We start from the raw sequence: 15,170 nt of genomic DNA on the forward strand, positions 1-15,170 counted from the left end.
CGGCGTTTGCCGGGTTTTTTACAGACCCTATTTAGTTACAACATACTATGTGCTCTTTTTTTAAAAAGCACATGCAGCACCGTGCGCGTAAAGCTTTGCAGGTCAGAAAATGCAATGAATTAGTAACAAGCTTGCAACCGTGAGGGGGATCACGTTTAATAGCCGCGCTCTTTACTTATCTGAAGCTGATTATGATTGTTCGACCTCAACAGCACTGGCTGCAACTGATTTTTGTCTGGCATGGTTCGGTACTCCCCAAAATTTATACCCGACTGCTGCTTAACTTCCTGCTTTCCATCGCCGTGATTGTCATGCTGCCGTGGTATACCTCGCTGGGCATTCGGTTTACCGTCGCGCCGTTCAGCATTCTGGGTGTGGCTATTGCCATCTTCCTGGGATTCCGTAATAACGCCTGTTATTCCCGCTACGTTGAGGCACGTCTGCTTTGGGGGCAGTTGATGATAGCGGCGCGCTCGCTGTTTCGCGAGGTAAAAAACACCTTACCGGATGATAAACATCTCGGCGAGTTTGTTCGCCTGCAAATCGCCTTTGCTAACTGTCTACGTATGACCCTGCGCCGAGAAACCAATGCCGATCAGCTGTCTCGCTATCTGGCGCCTCACGATTTACGCAACGTGATGGGCGCCAACTCACCGGCGAACCGTATCCTGCTGATCATGGGGGAATGGCTGGCCGTGCGGCGGCGTAGCGGGCAGCTTTCAGACATCCTGTTTCACAGCCTTAACAACCGCCTGAATGATATGTCCATCGTGCTGGCTGGCTGTGAGCGTATCGCCAATACGCCAGTCCCGTTTGCCTATACGCTGATCCTGCACCGGACGGTGTATCTGTTCTGCATCATGCTGCCGTTTGCGCTGGTAGTTGATCTGCATTACATGACGCCCTTTGTCTCTGCGCTGATTTCCTACACCTTTATCTCGCTGGACACGCTGGCGGAAGAGCTGGAAGATCCGTTTGGGACAGAAGATAACGATCTGCCGCTGGACGCCATCTGCAACATGATGGAGCGCGATCTGTTGCAGATGAACGATGAAGAGAACATCCCTGAAAGACTGATGCCTGATAAGCATTATCAGCTGACCTGACGGGCATTCCACTCGTCGCGGGTGATTTCCCACAGCTCCGAATCCAGCAGGCCGCTGACATAGGCTTTCTTCTCCGTCCTGATGAGCCGCATGCCGCTGCTGTCTGAAATACGTCGGGAGCGGCTGTTGGCCGCCGCTTTCGGCGCGCGCAACACCGGTTTGTTAAGCGTATTGAACCAGTAATCCGTGGCCGCAATACTCGCCTCGCGCATATATCCCTGGCCCTGAAATTCCGGCGCGAGCCAGAAGCCCCGATTGTTGTCCTCCACGTCATACAGGCAAATCAACCCCATCAGTTCGTCAGGCGCTTCGCGACGGCGAATCGTCCAGAACCACGCAATCCCTTTGGCCATATCGGGCAGTGCAACGTTGTTGACGTAGTTTTCAGCACCGTTTTCCGGGTAGGGCCAGGGGACTGAAGCCACCATATAGCGGACAATCTCCCAGCGCGGATAGCGTTGCTGGATCTGGACGGCATCTTCTGCAAGCAGGGGGCGTAATATCAGGCGCTCGGTGGTAAGCGTGGGTATGGTCATCCGCTGATCTCCATAATTAAGCGTTATGCTTTTGTTTGGGTTCTGGTATTTTCATCAATATCACATTCTATTTGGTCGTGCTTTTGTTATTCAGGTTTATCCATAAAAGGGGTTATATGATGCTGAGAAAAGCCAGGCCCGAAGAAGCCGAAACACTCTGGCACGTCCGTAACGAAGCGATTCGCCATGGCTGCAAAATCTAGTGGGTTTTGCCATGCTGGGTGAAAATACGCATTACTCGCGTATGGCCGACGCGCATTTACGCTGTATTGAAATGGCAATTGATTTGTAAGGTCAGAACAGATGACGCTAACCGTACGCCCTTTATGCGCAGAAGATTACCCACAATGGCGACCGCTGTGGGATGGCTATACCCATTTTTATGAGTGCTACCTTGACGAGTCCGTTACCACGGCCACCTGGGACAGGGCGCTCGCAGATTCATCACCCCTGTTTTGCCGGGTCGTGGAGAAAGACGGCAGCGTCATCGGCTTCGCCATGTGTGTCCTGCATGAAGGGACCTGGTCAACCGCGCCCGTTTGCTATCTGGAAGATCTATTTGTTGACGCTGCCGAACGTGGCGCAGGGGCGGGTAAAGCGCTTATCGACGCCCTGATCGATGAGGGTAAGCGGGAAGGGTGGTCAAAACTCTACTGGGTAACCCGCATGCACAATCCGGCGCGTAAGCTGTATGACCACTATGGTGAAGCCGACGATTACGTCCGGTACCGAATCACCCCTTAACCGGGTTTGTATCACACTGTATCTGCGTCTGTGATACATACACAGGTATGTAATAAAGCCGCATCCGCACACATCCTTTATACAAACGCATGGTGTTATATCTCCGTCAACTGAACTCACCAGGAGATAACATCATGTTTAACAAACTCGCATACTCAGCAGTCGCCCTGACCGTTTCGCTTGGCACCGTGATGTCCTGTCAGGCGGAAGCGATGGGCAAGGATTACGCGTCGGCCTTCAACCAGGTAAAACAGATTAACGCTGGCGATCTTAACGTCGGTTATGTCGATATCGGGCCGAAAGAGGGGCAACCGGTGATCCTGCTGCATGGCTGGCCGTACGACATTCACAGCTACGCTGAAGTGGCCCCCGCGCTGGCTGCGAAAGGGTATCGTGTCATTGTGCCGTCCCTGCGCGGGTACGGCACCACGCGCTTTATTTCTGATAAAACACCGCGAAACGGCCAGCCTGCGGCGATGGCGAAAGATATCGTTAATCTGATGGACGCCCTGAACATCAAACAGGCGGTGTTTGCCGGTTATGACTGGGGGGCGCGTACCGCGGATATCGTTGCGGCGCTCTGGCCGGAACGCGTGAAATCGCTGGTCTCGGTGAGTGGCTACCTGATCAGCAGCCAGGCGATTGGCAAACAGCCTTTACCGCCGAAGGCAGAGGTTCAGTGGTGGTATCAGTTCTATTTCGCAACGCCGCGCGGTGCGGAAGGCTATGCTAAAAATACGCACGATTTTGCCCGGTTGATTTGGTCCCAGGCTTCGCCTGACTGGAAATTCAGCGATGCCACCTTCAATGCGAGCGCCAAATCCCTCGATAACCCGGACCACGTTGCCGTCACGCTCAGTAATTACCGCTGGCGTCTGGGGCTGGAGAAGGGGGAGCAGAAATATGACGCCTACGAACAAAAGCTGGCTAAGCTGCCGAACATTACGGTGCCGACCATCACCATCGAGGGCGGTAACAACGGGGCACCACATCCTGCACCCGCAGCCTATGCGGGGAAATTCACCGGAAAATATGAGCACCGTACTTTCGGCGCAACGGTTGGCCACAACCCGCCGCAGGAAGATCCGCAGGACTTTGTTAAAGCAGTTGTCGACGCGGATAAGCTCTGATATGTGCTATTTTCAATCCGTTACCTCTTAATCAGGAGCCTGCGGTGGAGCATATTGATCACATCCTTGTCGTCGATGACGACAGGGATATTCGTGAACTGATTGTCGATTACCTCGTGAAATCCGGCTATCACGCCTCTGGTGCGGCGAACGGGAAAGAGATGCGCGTAGTGCTCGACAAACAGCATATCGACCTGGTGGTGCTGGACGTGATGATGCCCGGCGATGATGGCCTGACGCTGTGTCGACAGCTGCGCAGCAGCAGGCATAAGGATCTGCCGATCCTGATGCTCACCGCGCGCAACGAGGACACGGACCGCATCCTGGGGCTGGAGATGGGCGCCGACGATTACGTGGTGAAACCGTTTGTGGCCCGCGAACTGCTGGCGCGAATCAAAGCCATCCTGCGTCGTTTTCGTACTATGCCGCCTAATCTTCAGGTGACCGAGGCAGGGCGCCTGGTGGTGTTCGGTGAATGGCAGCTGGATACCGTGGCGCGTCATCTGATTGATAACGAGGGTATGGTTGTGGCGCTCAGCGGGGCGGAATATCGCCTTTTGCGCGTATTCCTCGATCATCCTCAACGGGTGCTGACCCGCGACCAGCTGCTGAACCTGACGCAGGGACGTGATGCCGAGCTGTTTGAGCGTTCGATTGATCTCCTGGTGAGCCGCGTGCGACAGCGTCTGAATGAAGATGCCCGCACGCCCGCCTACATTAAAACCGTTCGCAGCGAAGGCTACGTTTTTACCATGCCGGTGACCATCGTCGAGGCCAATGAATGACGCTGTGGCCCCGCACCTTACTCGCCCGGCTGCTGATCATTGTGCTGCTTGGACTCTTGTTGGCTAACGCGCTCAGCCTGACGCTGGTCATGGTTGAGCGAATGCGCAGCGCGCGCACGGTTATGCTGGGCAATCTTGAGAACGACGTGGCGACCAGCGTGGCCATTCTCGACCGGCTTCCGGCCAAAGAGCGGCCAGAGTGGCTGGAACGGCTGAGTCGCGGTAATTATCGTTATATCCTTGGCCCCGGCGAGGCAGGCGCCGCGCCAACGGACAAGCGCTCGCGGGATGCGATTCGAACTCTGAAAGAGACGCTTTCAGCCCAATATCCGCTTCAGTTTACGGCGGTGCCGGGGCCTGTTTCCCATATTCAGGCCCATCTGACGCTCCGCGACGGCGCACCGCTCACCATCGATCTGATCCCGCGCATGCCGCCTGTCGCCAGCTGGCTGCCCGTGGTGCTGGTTCTTCAGCTGTTACTTGTCGCGCTCTGCTCCTGGATTGCCGTGCGCCAGGTTGTCCGGCCCTTCCTGCAATTCACGCGCGCGGTTGATTCCCTCGATCCTGCGGCCCATTCTCCGATGACTGAAAAAGGTCCGGTTGAGGTGCGCCAGGCAGCGCACGCTTTTAATGAGATGCAGTCGCGGATACAGACCTATCTGCGTGAACGCGCGCAGATTCTGGCGGCCATTTCTCACGATCTCCAGACGCCCATCACGCGCATGAAGCTGTGGATCGAAATGGCGGATCAGCCCGAACTCCGCGATAAGCTGCTGAGCGACCTGGATAATATGTCGCGCCTGGTACGGGAGGGGATTGCCTATGCCCGGTCATCAGAATCTCTGGAAGAGACCACGCTGAAGCTGGAGCTGAATGCGTGGGTTAACAGCATCGCCAGTGATTATCAGGACATTGGTAAAAACGTGCAGTTTCATGCACGCAATGCGCGTCTGCCGATCGTCACTCGTCCCCAGGCATTGCGCAGGGTAATGACCAATCTGCTCGATAATGCGCTGAAGTTTGGCGAGAGCGCGGTAATAGAGATTGATGAAAATGAAAGGCAGGTAGCGATCCGCATTATGGATAACGGCCCTGGCATCCCGGAGGCAGAAGTGGAGGCGGTGTTACAGCCGTTCTACCGGGTTGAAACGTCGCGCAACCGGGAAACGGGCGGCACCGGGTTAGGCCTCGCCATTGCCGCGCAGCTCACCGCCCAGCTTGACGGGAAATTGCATCTTGCAAACCGGGCAGAGGGAGGGCTGGCCGTAAGCGTGATCCTTCCGCGCGGTTAATTGTACGCCTGTGTATCTGCACCCCGCGCCGATACGCAGGCAGACAAAATCCAGCTTTTCACACACGGCCTGAACACATTCGTACGATGAAATGACCTCACTGCATCTTCGCAGCAACCGTATCGTGAGGTCGTTATGTTTATGATAATCGCTTTTTTAGGCGGCATGATTAGTCTGCTCAGTCCGTGCACGCTTCCCGTCATTCCTCTGCTGTTCGCCGGCTTTCAGGGGCAGCGCAAACACATTCTGGCGCTTCTGGCGGGAATGATTGTGATGTTCATGTTGGTGGCGATGGTAGTAACGGTTGCCAGCGAGTGGATCGCTGACGCCACCGTTATCGGTCGCTGGATTGCGCTGCTGGTACTGAGCATTGCCGCCCTGGCCCTGATCTTCCCGCAGTTCGCTCAGCGCATTGCCCGCCCGGCGGTCAGCGCGGGAAACGTTCTCAATACCCACAGCATGCAGCGACGCGGTCTGGTTTCGGCTTTTCTGGCAGGGCTGGCCGTTGGGCTGCTGTGGTCCCCCTGTGCCGGACCGATTCTCGGGGCGATCTTCAGCATTAATATTGCGGGCCACTCGGCCATCGCAACCGGAGCGCTGTTAGCCGCTTACGGCAGCGGGTGCGCGTTGATGCTGGGGCTGCTTGTCGCGGGGGGCCGTAAGCTGATAACCCCTCTGAGAGCCAAATCCGCATTGATGGCACGTTTGCGTCAGGGAGCGGGAGTGATGATGTTAGCCGCCGTTGCGTTCAACGCCAGCGGAATGACCTCAGCCCTGAAAGGCGCCAACGGTGTTGCCGACCAGCTGGAAAACGCCCTGTTGAGCCTTGCGCAACCAACCTCCACGCAGGTGAAACTGCAACCGGTCGCTGACGCGACGCCGGGCAGCCAGCTACCGTCATTAAGCGGCGGTACGGGTTGGGTAAACGGTGACCCTGTCACGTCTGAGGCCTTGCGCGGGAAAGTTGTGCTTATCGATTTCTGGACCTGGGACTGTATCAACTGCCAGCATACCCTTCCGCATGTGCGTGACTGGGCGAAGAAATATCAGTCTGAAGGTCTGGTGGTGATTGGTGTCCACACCCCGGAATACCCCTGGGAAAAGCCGTTATCATCTGTGAAAAACGCGGTCAATAAATGGCAGCTGCCGTACCGCGTAGTGACGGATAATAATTACAAAATCTGGAGCGCGTTCGGAAATCAGTACTGGCCAGCACATTACTATTTCGATGCGAAAGGGCAACTGCGTTACACCGCGTTTGGCGAGGGGAACTACGACAAGCAGGAGGCCGTGATTCAGCAGTTGCTCAAGGAAGCGCGTTCCTGATCCGGCTTACGGAACCCGCTGAGCCACCATAAACAGGCGCGGAAAAGCCAGCAGTATCTGCCCGTTCTCCTGGAGCGGATACTGCTCTTCCAGCAGCTCAAGGTAGCGTTTCAGATAGTTTTTCTGCTCGCTTTCGTTGAGTTCCTGTAACCACGGCCGTAACCCCGTCGCGCTGACCCAGTCAATAATCGCCTGATGAGAGCTCATCTGATGGAAGTAGGTGGTGCGCCAGATATCCACGTCGCATCCCGCTTCCGTCAGAATATCGTAGTAGGCATGGATACCCGGCAATGGCTCGCGGCCACGATCGGGGTAGCCCTGTTCCCAGGCAACTTCACGCATCAGGGCGTGCGTCGGCTCAAGCCAGTTGTCAGGCATTTGCACCGCCAGCACGCCGTTTAACTGGAGCAGCGAAACCAGGTGTGGCAGAAGGTGGTAATGGTCCGGGATCCATTGCAGTGAGGCGTTGGCGTAGATCAGGCTGAGCGGCTGGTCAGGTTTGTAGTGCCGGATATCCGCCTCAACAAAGTGGCAGTCTGGCAGGGCCTGTCGGGCTTCCTCCAGCATGGCCGGGGAATTATCCACGCCGGCGATCTGCGCAGAAGGCCAGCGCTGTTTCAGCAGCGCGGTGCTGTTGCCTGGCCCGCAGCCCAAATCCACGCCAGAGGTTATGTCAGCAAGCGGCACCCGGGCGAGTAACTCAGCGGCGGGACGTGTGCGTTCTGCGCTGTACTGTAGATAAAGAGAGGGATCCCAGTCGGCCATTTTCGCATCTCCATGTTGAGGTGTTCAGCAAGAATAGCACAGGCAAATACCTGCGCCGGGGCAGGTATCTGGCTAATGGTGAGATTATAAAATGCCTTTCAGGGCCAGGTGATAGAGCAGCATGATGGTTTTTCCGTCGACAATCTGCCCATTTTCAATGCTCCGAAGCGCGTCGTCCAGCGTCATTTCCAGTACGTCGATATCTTCTCCCTCTGCTTTAACGCCGCCGCCTGCGCTGGTCCGATCCTGCGGGTGATATTCCGCCAGATAGAAGTAGAGTTTCTCGGTAACCGAGCCCGGGCTCATATAGGCCTCAAAAATTTTCTCTACGCGCGTCACCTTATACCCGGTTTCTTCTTCCGCTTCGGCCTTAATCCGGCTTTCCGGGTCAAGGTTATCGAGCAACCCGGCGGCCGCCTCAATGAGATCCTCTTCGTGACCATTTATAAACACCGGGAAACGGAACTGACGCGTCAGAATGACGGTTTTGCTGTCGCGATTATAGAGCAGGATCGTCGCGCCATTCCCCCGGTCATACACTTCACGCTCTTGTCGCTGCCAGTCGCCATCGCTGCGCTTGAGGTCAAAAATGTATTTTTTCAGGTTATACCAGTTGTCGGACAACGTTTCGCTGTTGATGATGCGTATATCTGCACGTTTTGATTGCACGTTTGGCTCTCCTCTCGTAGAGTAAGCATCATAAACAGCACTATCGTGCAAATACAAGGCGTATCGTGCAACAACAGGAATAATTCATGCTCACAAGCCAGCGTAAACAGTTGATTCTGGAAAAACTGGAGGCGGAAGGTCAGGTCCAGTCTACTGCGCTCAGCCTCTTTTTCTCGGTGTCTGAGGACACTATCCGCCGGGATTTACGTGAACTGGCGGCAGAAGGGCGTTTGCAGCGTGTTCACGGCGGCGCACTGCCAGCATCGTCAGCGATTGCGCCTTTTGCCGAGCGTCAGTCCGTTAAAATGGATGCAAAAAAACGCGTGGCACGGCGAGGCGCGCAGCTCATTTCACCGGGGCAGGTGGTGATCATTGATGGCGGGACGACCACCTCCGAACTTATTACGTTCTTACCACCCGATTTACGGATAACCGTGGTGACGCACAGCCCGGGTATCGCTTTGGGGCTGGTCGACCATCCATGCATAGAGGTGATCCTGATTGGTGGTCGTTTGTATAAACACTCCATCGTCACGGTCGGCGCGGCCGCTATTGAAGGCATCAATAATATTCATGCGGATCTGTTCTTCATGGGGGTCACCGGCGTCCATCCTGAGGCCGGGCTGACCACCGGAGATTACGAAGAAGCGTGCATCAAACGTGCATTTTCCGGCAGAGCGGCGGAAACGGTGGTATTGGCCTCACCGGAAAAGATCAACACGGCCTCGGCGTTTGTGATTGGCGACCTGTCGCTGGTGAATACGCTGGTTGTTGAAAACACAACGGATGAACGCTGGGTGAGCGCTCTGAAAGAAAAGGGCGTTGCGGTGATCGCAAGCCAGTAAATATCTGTTTTTTTGCCAGCCTGACCGCGTGGCTGTCAAACAGACAAAGGTTATCCTTCACGCGGATTTCTAGACTAAGGCTTTCATCTGTTTAAGGACAAGCCATGAAAGCGATCTCCATTCTGGCGTGCGGCGCGGACCCAACCGCGCAACGCCTGTCAACGTCTGCCATTCAGCAGGCCATAAATAGTGCTCAACAGAACGATGTCATTGTTATTCCGCAAGGCCGTTTTCTGACCGGCGCACTGTTTCTGAAAAGCGGTGTTTCGCTTCGCCTGGACGCGGGCGCACAGCTCGTTGGCAGCCAGGATCTGGCTGATTATCCCCTGATAAATACCCGGGTGGCCGGCATTGATATGCGCTGGCCGGCAGGCATTATTAATATCATCGATTGTGAAAACGTCAGCATTACCGGTACAGGCACGATAGACGGGCAGGGTGTTATCTGGTGGCAACGCTTCTGGGGCGATGACGAGCGCAGCGGCATGGTCGGCGATTACAGCGCCAGAGGATTGCGCTGGGTGGTTGATTACGACTGTCAGCGTCCGCGCAATATCCTGGTCTTTGAAAGCCAGAGCATTCTGCTGCGTGATTTTACCAGTCGGGAGTCCGGATTCTGGAACATGCACCTCTGTTATTCGCGCCGTATCACGGTTGAGGGCGTGCAAATCAGCAATTCTGCGGGGCCGAGCACCGACGGGATTGATATCGATTCCTGTGAACAGGTGCGAGTTGAACGCTGTATTGTTTCCTGTAATGACGACAATATCTGCATCAAATCAGGACGAGGACGCGAAGCGGCGCAAAAAGCACGTACCGCACGGGATATCGTGATTCGCGGTTGTACGCTGAATAAGGGGTCCGGGATCACGCTGGGGAGCGAAACCTCAGGCGGCATTGAACGCGTCCTGATAGAAGATAACGCGTTTAACGGTACGGGCGTCGGGTTTCGCATTAAGTCGGCCCGCAACCGGGGCGGATTTATCCGTGATATCACCGTCCAAAATTTACATCTTACGGACGTGCGTTTTCCGGTGCTGATCCAGCTGAACTGGTTTCCGCAGTACAGCTATGGCGACCGGGGAAATTTATCTGATAAACCAGAACACTGGCGCAAGCTGGCTGAAGGTGTTGAGGGCGAAGCCGGTCTTACTGCGGTCAGCGGACTGACGATTAAAAATATGTCGGCGCATCGCTCAGACAACAAATATTTCTCGCGGGCATTTTTCATTGAGGGGTATCCGGAGCGTCCTGTGACCGGATTAACACTGGACGGAATTTTGATTGACGCGTCAGAGTTCGGGAAAATTTCCGGTGTGGATGGGTTGCGCTTCAAGGATGTGCAGGTGACTGCCGTAGAGAACACGCAAGACTGTAACGACAGTTATGAGCGTTGATGTATTGCACGGTGAAGGCGTTAACGTTACTGTTAGAGAGCTACAAGCAAAGAAATCAGGGGCTTACCGTGAAGAAAGAGATAAAAACACTGGAATCGAGACAGATTTATCGTAACCGCTGGATGTCGCTAAAGGAAGACCGGATTCTGAGAGCCAATGGGAGCGAGGGGCTTTATTCCGTCATTGAAAAAGATGATTTCGTGGTCATCATTCCGGTTGAGAATGATGAAATCTATCTGGTTGAACAATACCGATACCCTCTGGGCCAGAGAACCACAGAACTCCCTCAGGGAAGTTGGGAATGTTCTCGCGACGCTGCACCTGAAGACGTTGCCAGAGGCGAGCTTAAAGAAGAAACCGGGTTAAGCGCCGGGAAAATGGAGTACGTCGGTTATCAAAAGCTCGCACAGGGTTATTCAGCCCAGGGTTATCATATTTACCTTGCCACGGAGCTGACATTTACCGGCCAGCAACTGGAGGAGGAAGAATACGGCCTGACGGTGAAAAAAATTAAAATTAGTGCCTTTGCTCAATTAATACGTGACGGCAAAATCACTGACGCCACCTCAGTTACGGCATTCCTGCTGGCGAGAACAAAAAATATGTTCTCTTAATCATAATGTTTTAGATTAATATTGAGTCTCCACATCATTGTCAAAGCCAAGTTCAGATGCCCGGGGCAGCGCAAAGCTCAAATATTTGATCTGTGCCAGGAGCGGACGTTAATGTCAATATTCTCAGGCGGAGGCACACCAGAAATGGCTGCCTCCTGATAAAATGGTGTTATTGTTTGGATGTTATTTTTCATATCCGTATAAATTAATCCTACCTGACAAGTACTCACCTAAATATACTTCACTAATTTTACTGAAGCCTTTCTTTGTAACTTCAGTTTCTAACCATTCACTGTCTTTATTAAGGATTTCTAGCAGGTCATGGTTGGCCAAACCGTCCACTATAATTGGATAGCGTATATTTTCATCGCCACTTTGTATGATGGTTAATTGCCCATTTTGTTCGAGAACGACGCGTTTTAGTTGTTCTATCTCATAAATTCCATTTGCTCTTAATTTGAACATTAGATCATTTGCAGAAACACCATTCCGTAAACACTCCTTAACATTAACACTGCCATTGTGTACTAAGGTAATCGGTTTCCCATCAATTATCCTTTTAATTAATCGATTGTTTTCCTTCAGGAATTTAAGAGCGAAGACCAAAAGAGTCCATATGATTAGTACCAGAATAAATTGAAGAACCGATATAGATTCGTTGTAAATTACGCCTCCTATAATTCCCCCCAGCACATAGTTTTGAACCTGGTCCATTGCAGATGAGGGGGCCAGATTTCCTTTTCCCATAAGATTTATTTGAACAATTAAACACAGTATCCCCAGGCCCAACTTTATAATGATAGGTAAATAAATTATCATTTCCACACCTCAGTTTGTTATGATTTCTATTTCTGGGTTTACTAACGAAACCTCTACTAAATTGTATGTTTTTTGATCCGGGCTCAAATTGACGCGATAAAAAACATCACTAATTTTAACGATAATGCCATCAGAGAGTTGTACGGAACTGGAAAATATAGCATTTACATTCACATCTTTTTTTTGTGATAGGAGCCTAACAAAATTAACCATTTGCGAGGATTGGGAATGTATATTTTGACTATCAGTATAATCAGCATACTGAACACCAGAAATGAAGAGCAAAAACAAGAAAACTATGATTGTTAAGTCACGATATTTGGTTTGCAGGCGATGACGCATATACAGGCTAAAAACAACGATCAAGATAAATAAAGTACTAAATATAACTATGTATTTTAAATAATCATTGATATTAGACTGCATTTGTAGATAATCTATGCTATAAAATTTCATATAAGTTCAATCCCTAACCCCTCAAAACCACATTTTATTATAGTAAAACATTTCCATTTATTAGTTATCAGCTGAAATTGATCATTATCCTTAAGCCAACTATGTTGACTTGCTTGTTATGACTCAAGGCATCTCAATGTTAGTAGCATTCAGAACTTCCGTTCTTCGCTCATGTCGGGCATTTATCATTCTTCCATACAGGTCACTCACTACCGGAAAAAGAATTCAGAGTATAAATAATCTTCTAACGTTTGTCCTGAACCAGCTTAATAAACTAAGGAATCTGCCCGAGGCGCTTGTTGTCCACGATAGCAGCCTAATCAATTTCCTGAATACGATTATAAGTGAAGTAGGGAAGGATGACTCCGTTTAGCCTGAGTTCTTTCCGGCCATCCGGGTAATGCCAGACCTCAATGTACTTCCCAATATTTTGACAGGTGAACATCGTGCAGTTCTTCGTGTTCCTCGCTGGCAGCGTAGGCCCAAAGTCAGTATAGCTTTCGCGGATAATATTGAATGCGTACCGGGCAAGACCATCCGGTAGTTGATTATTGCCGGGTTTCCCGCGACGACGGCCAGCCATACCCAGTGGGCCAGATTCATTGTAACGCAACAGAAGGCGTTGGCTGTGACTGTCTGAAATATCAAGGCGCTGCGCGGCCATCAGTGTGGTCAGAGGCTGGACGACAACGTCCTGAATGATTTTGAGTCGGTTAACTTTGTCCATAGTGAAAAACTCCGCTGCGTGTGCCGTCATCAGAATCCCTCGATGGTGAATCTATGTGATGTACACTTAACTTATCCTTATCCCAGAACGGACATTACAATTTTGCTGTTACAACCTTAGTGCGCATAATGTATATTATGTTAAATTGGATATTATGAAGCCTATCCCTCGTCAGATAAGCCCATCGCATCCTACCCCCTCCCTTTGCCTCTACTGAGGAAGCCTGAGAAACAGTGTCCGTTCCTGAGTCTGCGATGCTTTAAAACCATGGTGGATATAAAACGCTTTGGCTTCCTCAGTGAGTGCATGAACCATGATCGCTCGCACCCCGATATTCTCAGCTACCCGATAACAGCGTAAAACCGCATCGTGGAGTAAATCGGCTCCCAACCCGTTTCCGCGTAACGAGACATCCACAGCCAGACGGGCAAGTATAATCACGGGAATGGGATCCGGCATGTTACGCCGCAGATTACCTGTCGCTTGCGTATGGTTAACGCTGCCGGTAGCCAGAGAGTAAAATCCCGCGACCTGCTTCGTGCCCGTTTTACAAACGACAAACGTTCGGGCTGCGCCGAGCGCCTGGTTTTTCAGACCTCTTTGTTTTAGCCATTCGTCAAGCACGGCCTCTCCGCTGACGAACTCCGCCAGTTGATGGACGCTGGATAAGGGCTCTGGTGCTGTTACACGTCCCACTGAGGTTTCCTTGCCAGCAGTTTTTCTATGGCAGGATCGTCCGCGACCGGGGCATCGAGCATGTCAATGAACTCAGCATACTGTTCATCGTTAAAATTGAATACACGCCGATCGAGGATCACATTCTCGGCTGCCTGACAGGCCATCTCCAGAATGAAGTCCGTGCGTGATTTATGGAGGATCTCTGCGGCGGCATCGATAAGCGCCCGCTGGGATTCTTTGGCTCTGAGATTGAGTTGAACATCTGATTTCATAGGTATACCTCTTGTATAGCAATTGCTTTACAAGCATAGCATAAGCGCTGTGTATAGCAATCGCTATACAGAACCCTTAATCATGTCTGACCTCGCCACACCGCATATCGCAAGAATTCGCTCTCTCAGCCAGCGGTGACCAGGGTCGCGTTCCATTCTTGGGTGCCACATCTGCGATACCGTAATACGACGGCTTCTGAACGGCAGCTCGAAAACGTGTATCTGGTCCGTTACCTGCTGATTGAGTAAATAGAGCGCGGGTATCATGGCGATAAGATCTGATTCCAGCGCCACGGACAGTGCCGTCGGAAATCCCGGTACGACGCTGACGATTTTACGTTTTGTCCCCAGTTCGGCCAGCGCATCGTCAACGGAACCGTGCAACGCGCCCTCGGGTGACGCTACCACATGGCCCCAGGCGACATAATCCTTCACGCCTATTTCTGCCTGCTTAGCCAGCGGGTGTCCCTTACGCACGACGCCCACAAATCGATCCTCAAACAACCGTTGCAGCCGTATTTCAGGCCCCATATTGCTCTGGACGCCAATCTCCAGATCAACCAGCCCTTCCCGAAGATAGCGCGACGTTTTTTCCGGCTTAGGCGCGAAGCGTATACAGACGTCCGGCGCGGCGTCGGCCACAGCCGCTATGAGCGCAGGCCCAAACGCCACCACAAAACCATCGTTTGCCCTGATGGTAAAAAGACGCGCCAGACTTTGCGCGCTGAACGTTTCAGTTGAGGGCTGCAATACCGCCCTCGCCTCGTGCACTGCACGTCTGGCGCGATCCCGGGTCGCTTCGGCCCACGGGGTTAGTACCATGTTACGTCCGGCGCGCAGCAGGATCGGGTCGCCTGTAACGTCACGTAACCTGCTTAATGTCCGGCTCATGGCCGAGGTGCTGAGGTTCAGACGACGTGCTGCACCTGCGACACTCGCTTCGCTCAGCAATATGTCGAGTGCAATCAGTAAATTAAAATCAGGATCGGTCATAGCGCTCATTCCTGTT

The 15,170-nt window shown here is 52.5% G+C and carries 17 protein-coding genes and 1 pseudogene; 9 read left to right on the forward strand and 9 right to left on the reverse strand.

Annotated features, from left to right (window positions below):
• Positions 1–191 precede the first annotated feature (191 nt).
• Complete coding sequence (locus ACJTMZ_RS01045; protein ID WP_252010597.1) at positions 192–1,106, forward strand: bestrophin family protein; 915 nt, start codon at positions 192–194, stop codon at positions 1,104–1,106.
• Here the strand turns inward: ACJTMZ_RS01045 and ACJTMZ_RS01050 are convergent.
• A complete protein-coding gene (locus tag ACJTMZ_RS01050; protein WP_047365028.1) occupies positions 1,094–1,642 on the reverse strand; it encodes a GNAT family N-acetyltransferase in 549 nt (182 codons plus the stop codon). The two genes, ACJTMZ_RS01045 and ACJTMZ_RS01050, sit on opposite strands and share 13 nt — an antisense overlap.
• A 303-nt stretch (positions 1,643–1,945) precedes the next feature.
• Here ACJTMZ_RS01050 and ACJTMZ_RS01055 point away from each other — a divergent pair, with 303 nt between their 5' ends.
• From ACJTMZ_RS01055 to ACJTMZ_RS01075, 5 genes are all read left to right on the forward strand, one after another.
• On the forward strand, positions 1,946–2,386 hold the full coding sequence (locus ACJTMZ_RS01055; protein ID WP_047365030.1) for a GNAT family N-acetyltransferase: 441 nt from the start codon (positions 1,946–1,948) through the stop codon (positions 2,384–2,386).
• A gap of 134 nt (positions 2,387–2,520) precedes the next feature.
• Positions 2,521–3,516, forward strand: coding sequence for an alpha/beta fold hydrolase (locus ACJTMZ_RS01060; RefSeq protein WP_252010598.1), 996 nt, complete (start codon positions 2,521–2,523; stop codon positions 3,514–3,516).
• A gap of 44 nt (positions 3,517–3,560) precedes the next feature.
• Positions 3,561–4,301: a response regulator gene (locus ACJTMZ_RS01065; RefSeq protein WP_022651194.1), complete on the forward strand. Its 741-nt coding sequence runs from the start codon at positions 3,561–3,563 to the stop codon at positions 4,299–4,301.
• A complete protein-coding gene (locus ACJTMZ_RS01070; RefSeq protein ID WP_408626807.1) occupies positions 4,298–5,593 on the forward strand; it encodes an ATP-binding protein in 1,296 nt (431 codons plus the stop codon). Before ACJTMZ_RS01065 ends, ACJTMZ_RS01070 begins: the two co-directional genes overlap by 4 nt.
• Before the next feature lie 135 nt (positions 5,594–5,728).
• A complete protein-coding gene (locus ACJTMZ_RS01075; RefSeq protein ID WP_126340091.1) occupies positions 5,729–6,919 on the forward strand; it encodes a cytochrome c biogenesis protein/redoxin in 1,191 nt (396 codons plus the stop codon).
• A gap of 6 nt (positions 6,920–6,925) precedes the next feature.
• Here ACJTMZ_RS01075 and tam read toward each other — a convergent pair whose 3' ends face one another.
• Both tam and ACJTMZ_RS01085 read right to left on the reverse strand, forming a co-directional pair.
• A complete protein-coding gene (gene tam, locus ACJTMZ_RS01080) occupies positions 6,926–7,684 on the reverse strand; it encodes a trans-aconitate 2-methyltransferase (RefSeq protein WP_023296628.1) in 759 nt (252 codons plus the stop codon).
• Between the two features lie 84 nt (positions 7,685–7,768).
• Complete coding sequence (locus ACJTMZ_RS01085; protein WP_047365040.1) at positions 7,769–8,353, reverse strand: NUDIX domain-containing protein; 585 nt, start codon at positions 8,351–8,353, stop codon at positions 7,769–7,771.
• Between the two features lie 86 nt (positions 8,354–8,439).
• On the opposite strand from ACJTMZ_RS01085, the gene ACJTMZ_RS01090 reads away from it, so the two are divergent.
• The 3 genes from ACJTMZ_RS01090 (at position 8,440) to ACJTMZ_RS01100 (ending at position 11,209) form a co-directional block, all read left to right on the forward strand.
• On the forward strand, positions 8,440–9,198 hold the full coding sequence (locus ACJTMZ_RS01090) for a DeoR/GlpR family DNA-binding transcription regulator (RefSeq protein WP_015570520.1): 759 nt from the start codon (positions 8,440–8,442) through the stop codon (positions 9,196–9,198).
• A gap of 104 nt (positions 9,199–9,302) precedes the next feature.
• Positions 9,303–10,595, forward strand: a complete 1,293-nt coding sequence (locus ACJTMZ_RS01095) for a glycoside hydrolase family 28 protein (RefSeq protein WP_015570519.1) — start codon at positions 9,303–9,305, stop codon at positions 10,593–10,595.
• Complete coding sequence (locus tag ACJTMZ_RS01100) at positions 10,595–11,209, forward strand: NUDIX hydrolase (protein WP_080337332.1); 615 nt, start codon at positions 10,595–10,597, stop codon at positions 11,207–11,209. The genes ACJTMZ_RS01095 and ACJTMZ_RS01100 overlap by 1 nt, the downstream gene beginning before the upstream one ends.
• 183 nt (positions 11,210–11,392) lie before the next feature.
• On the opposite strand, the gene ACJTMZ_RS01105 is transcribed toward ACJTMZ_RS01100, so the two are convergent.
• The 6 genes and pseudogenes from ACJTMZ_RS01105 to ACJTMZ_RS01130 form a co-directional block, all read right to left on the reverse strand.
• Positions 11,393–12,028, reverse strand: a complete 636-nt coding sequence (locus tag ACJTMZ_RS01105) for a DUF421 domain-containing protein (RefSeq protein ID WP_015570517.1) — start codon at positions 12,026–12,028, stop codon at positions 11,393–11,395.
• Between the two features lie 9 nt (positions 12,029–12,037).
• Complete coding sequence (locus ACJTMZ_RS01110) at positions 12,038–12,484, reverse strand: DUF3290 domain-containing protein (protein WP_014069654.1); 447 nt, start codon at positions 12,482–12,484, stop codon at positions 12,038–12,040.
• 428 nt (positions 12,485–12,912) lie between these two features.
• A pseudogene (locus tag ACJTMZ_RS01115) lies at positions 12,913–13,241 on the reverse strand (ISNCY family transposase); the annotation flags it as partial.
• Positions 13,242–13,421: 180 nt separating this feature from the next.
• Positions 13,422–13,907 carry a GNAT family N-acetyltransferase gene (locus ACJTMZ_RS01120; protein WP_003857133.1) on the reverse strand — a complete coding sequence of 162 codons (486 nt, stop codon included), beginning with the start codon at positions 13,905–13,907 and terminating at the stop codon, positions 13,422–13,424.
• Positions 13,895–14,161: a DUF1778 domain-containing protein gene (locus ACJTMZ_RS01125; RefSeq protein ID WP_003857131.1), complete on the reverse strand. Its 267-nt coding sequence runs from the start codon at positions 14,159–14,161 to the stop codon at positions 13,895–13,897. The genes ACJTMZ_RS01120 and ACJTMZ_RS01125 overlap by 13 nt, the downstream gene beginning before the upstream one ends.
• Positions 14,162–14,224: 63 nt before the next feature.
• The gene (locus ACJTMZ_RS01130) at positions 14,225–15,154 is read right to left on the reverse strand and encodes a LysR family transcriptional regulator (protein ID WP_063933665.1); all 930 of its coding nucleotides are present in this window, start codon (positions 15,152–15,154) and stop codon (positions 14,225–14,227) included.
• Positions 15,155–15,170: the final 16 nt, after the last annotated feature.

This window comes from Enterobacter sp. DN, from assembly GCF_046054285.1.
In the GTDB taxonomy this organism is placed as follows: Bacteria; Pseudomonadota; Gammaproteobacteria; order Enterobacterales; family Enterobacteriaceae; genus Enterobacter; species Enterobacter hormaechei_C.

Excerpts from the sequence above, each read along its gene's own strand:
- ACJTMZ_RS01045 (WP_252010597.1), top strand. The coding sequence starts at position 192 with ATGATTGTTCGACCTCAACAGCACTGGCTGCAACTGATTTTTGTCTGG.
- ACJTMZ_RS01050 (WP_047365028.1), bottom strand. The coding sequence starts at position 1,642 with ATGACCATACCCACGCTTACCACCGAGCGCCTGATATTACGCCCCCTG.
- ACJTMZ_RS01055 (WP_047365030.1), top strand. The coding sequence starts at position 1,946 with ATGACGCTAACCGTACGCCCTTTATGCGCAGAAGATTACCCACAATGG.
- ACJTMZ_RS01060 (WP_252010598.1), top strand. The coding sequence starts at position 2,521 with ATGTTTAACAAACTCGCATACTCAGCAGTCGCCCTGACCGTTTCGCTT.
- ACJTMZ_RS01070 (WP_408626807.1), top strand. The coding sequence starts at position 4,298 with ATGACGCTGTGGCCCCGCACCTTACTCGCCCGGCTGCTGATCATTGTG.
- ACJTMZ_RS01075 (WP_126340091.1), top strand. The coding sequence starts at position 5,729 with ATGTTTATGATAATCGCTTTTTTAGGCGGCATGATTAGTCTGCTCAGT.
- tam (WP_023296628.1), bottom strand. The coding sequence starts at position 7,684 with ATGGCCGACTGGGATCCCTCTCTTTATCTACAGTACAGCGCAGAACGC.
- ACJTMZ_RS01090 (WP_015570520.1), top strand. The coding sequence starts at position 8,440 with ATGCTCACAAGCCAGCGTAAACAGTTGATTCTGGAAAAACTGGAGGCG.
- ACJTMZ_RS01095 (WP_015570519.1), top strand. The coding sequence starts at position 9,303 with ATGAAAGCGATCTCCATTCTGGCGTGCGGCGCGGACCCAACCGCGCAA.
- ACJTMZ_RS01100 (WP_080337332.1), top strand. The coding sequence starts at position 10,595 with ATGTATTGCACGGTGAAGGCGTTAACGTTACTGTTAGAGAGCTACAAG.
- ACJTMZ_RS01105 (WP_015570517.1), bottom strand. The coding sequence starts at position 12,028 with ATGATAATTTATTTACCTATCATTATAAAGTTGGGCCTGGGGATACTG.
- ACJTMZ_RS01110 (WP_014069654.1), bottom strand. The coding sequence starts at position 12,484 with ATGAAATTTTATAGCATAGATTATCTACAAATGCAGTCTAATATCAAT.
- ACJTMZ_RS01125 (WP_003857131.1), bottom strand. The coding sequence starts at position 14,161 with ATGAAATCAGATGTTCAACTCAATCTCAGAGCCAAAGAATCCCAGCGG.
- ACJTMZ_RS01130 (WP_063933665.1), bottom strand. The coding sequence starts at position 15,154 with ATGACCGATCCTGATTTTAATTTACTGATTGCACTCGACATATTGCTG.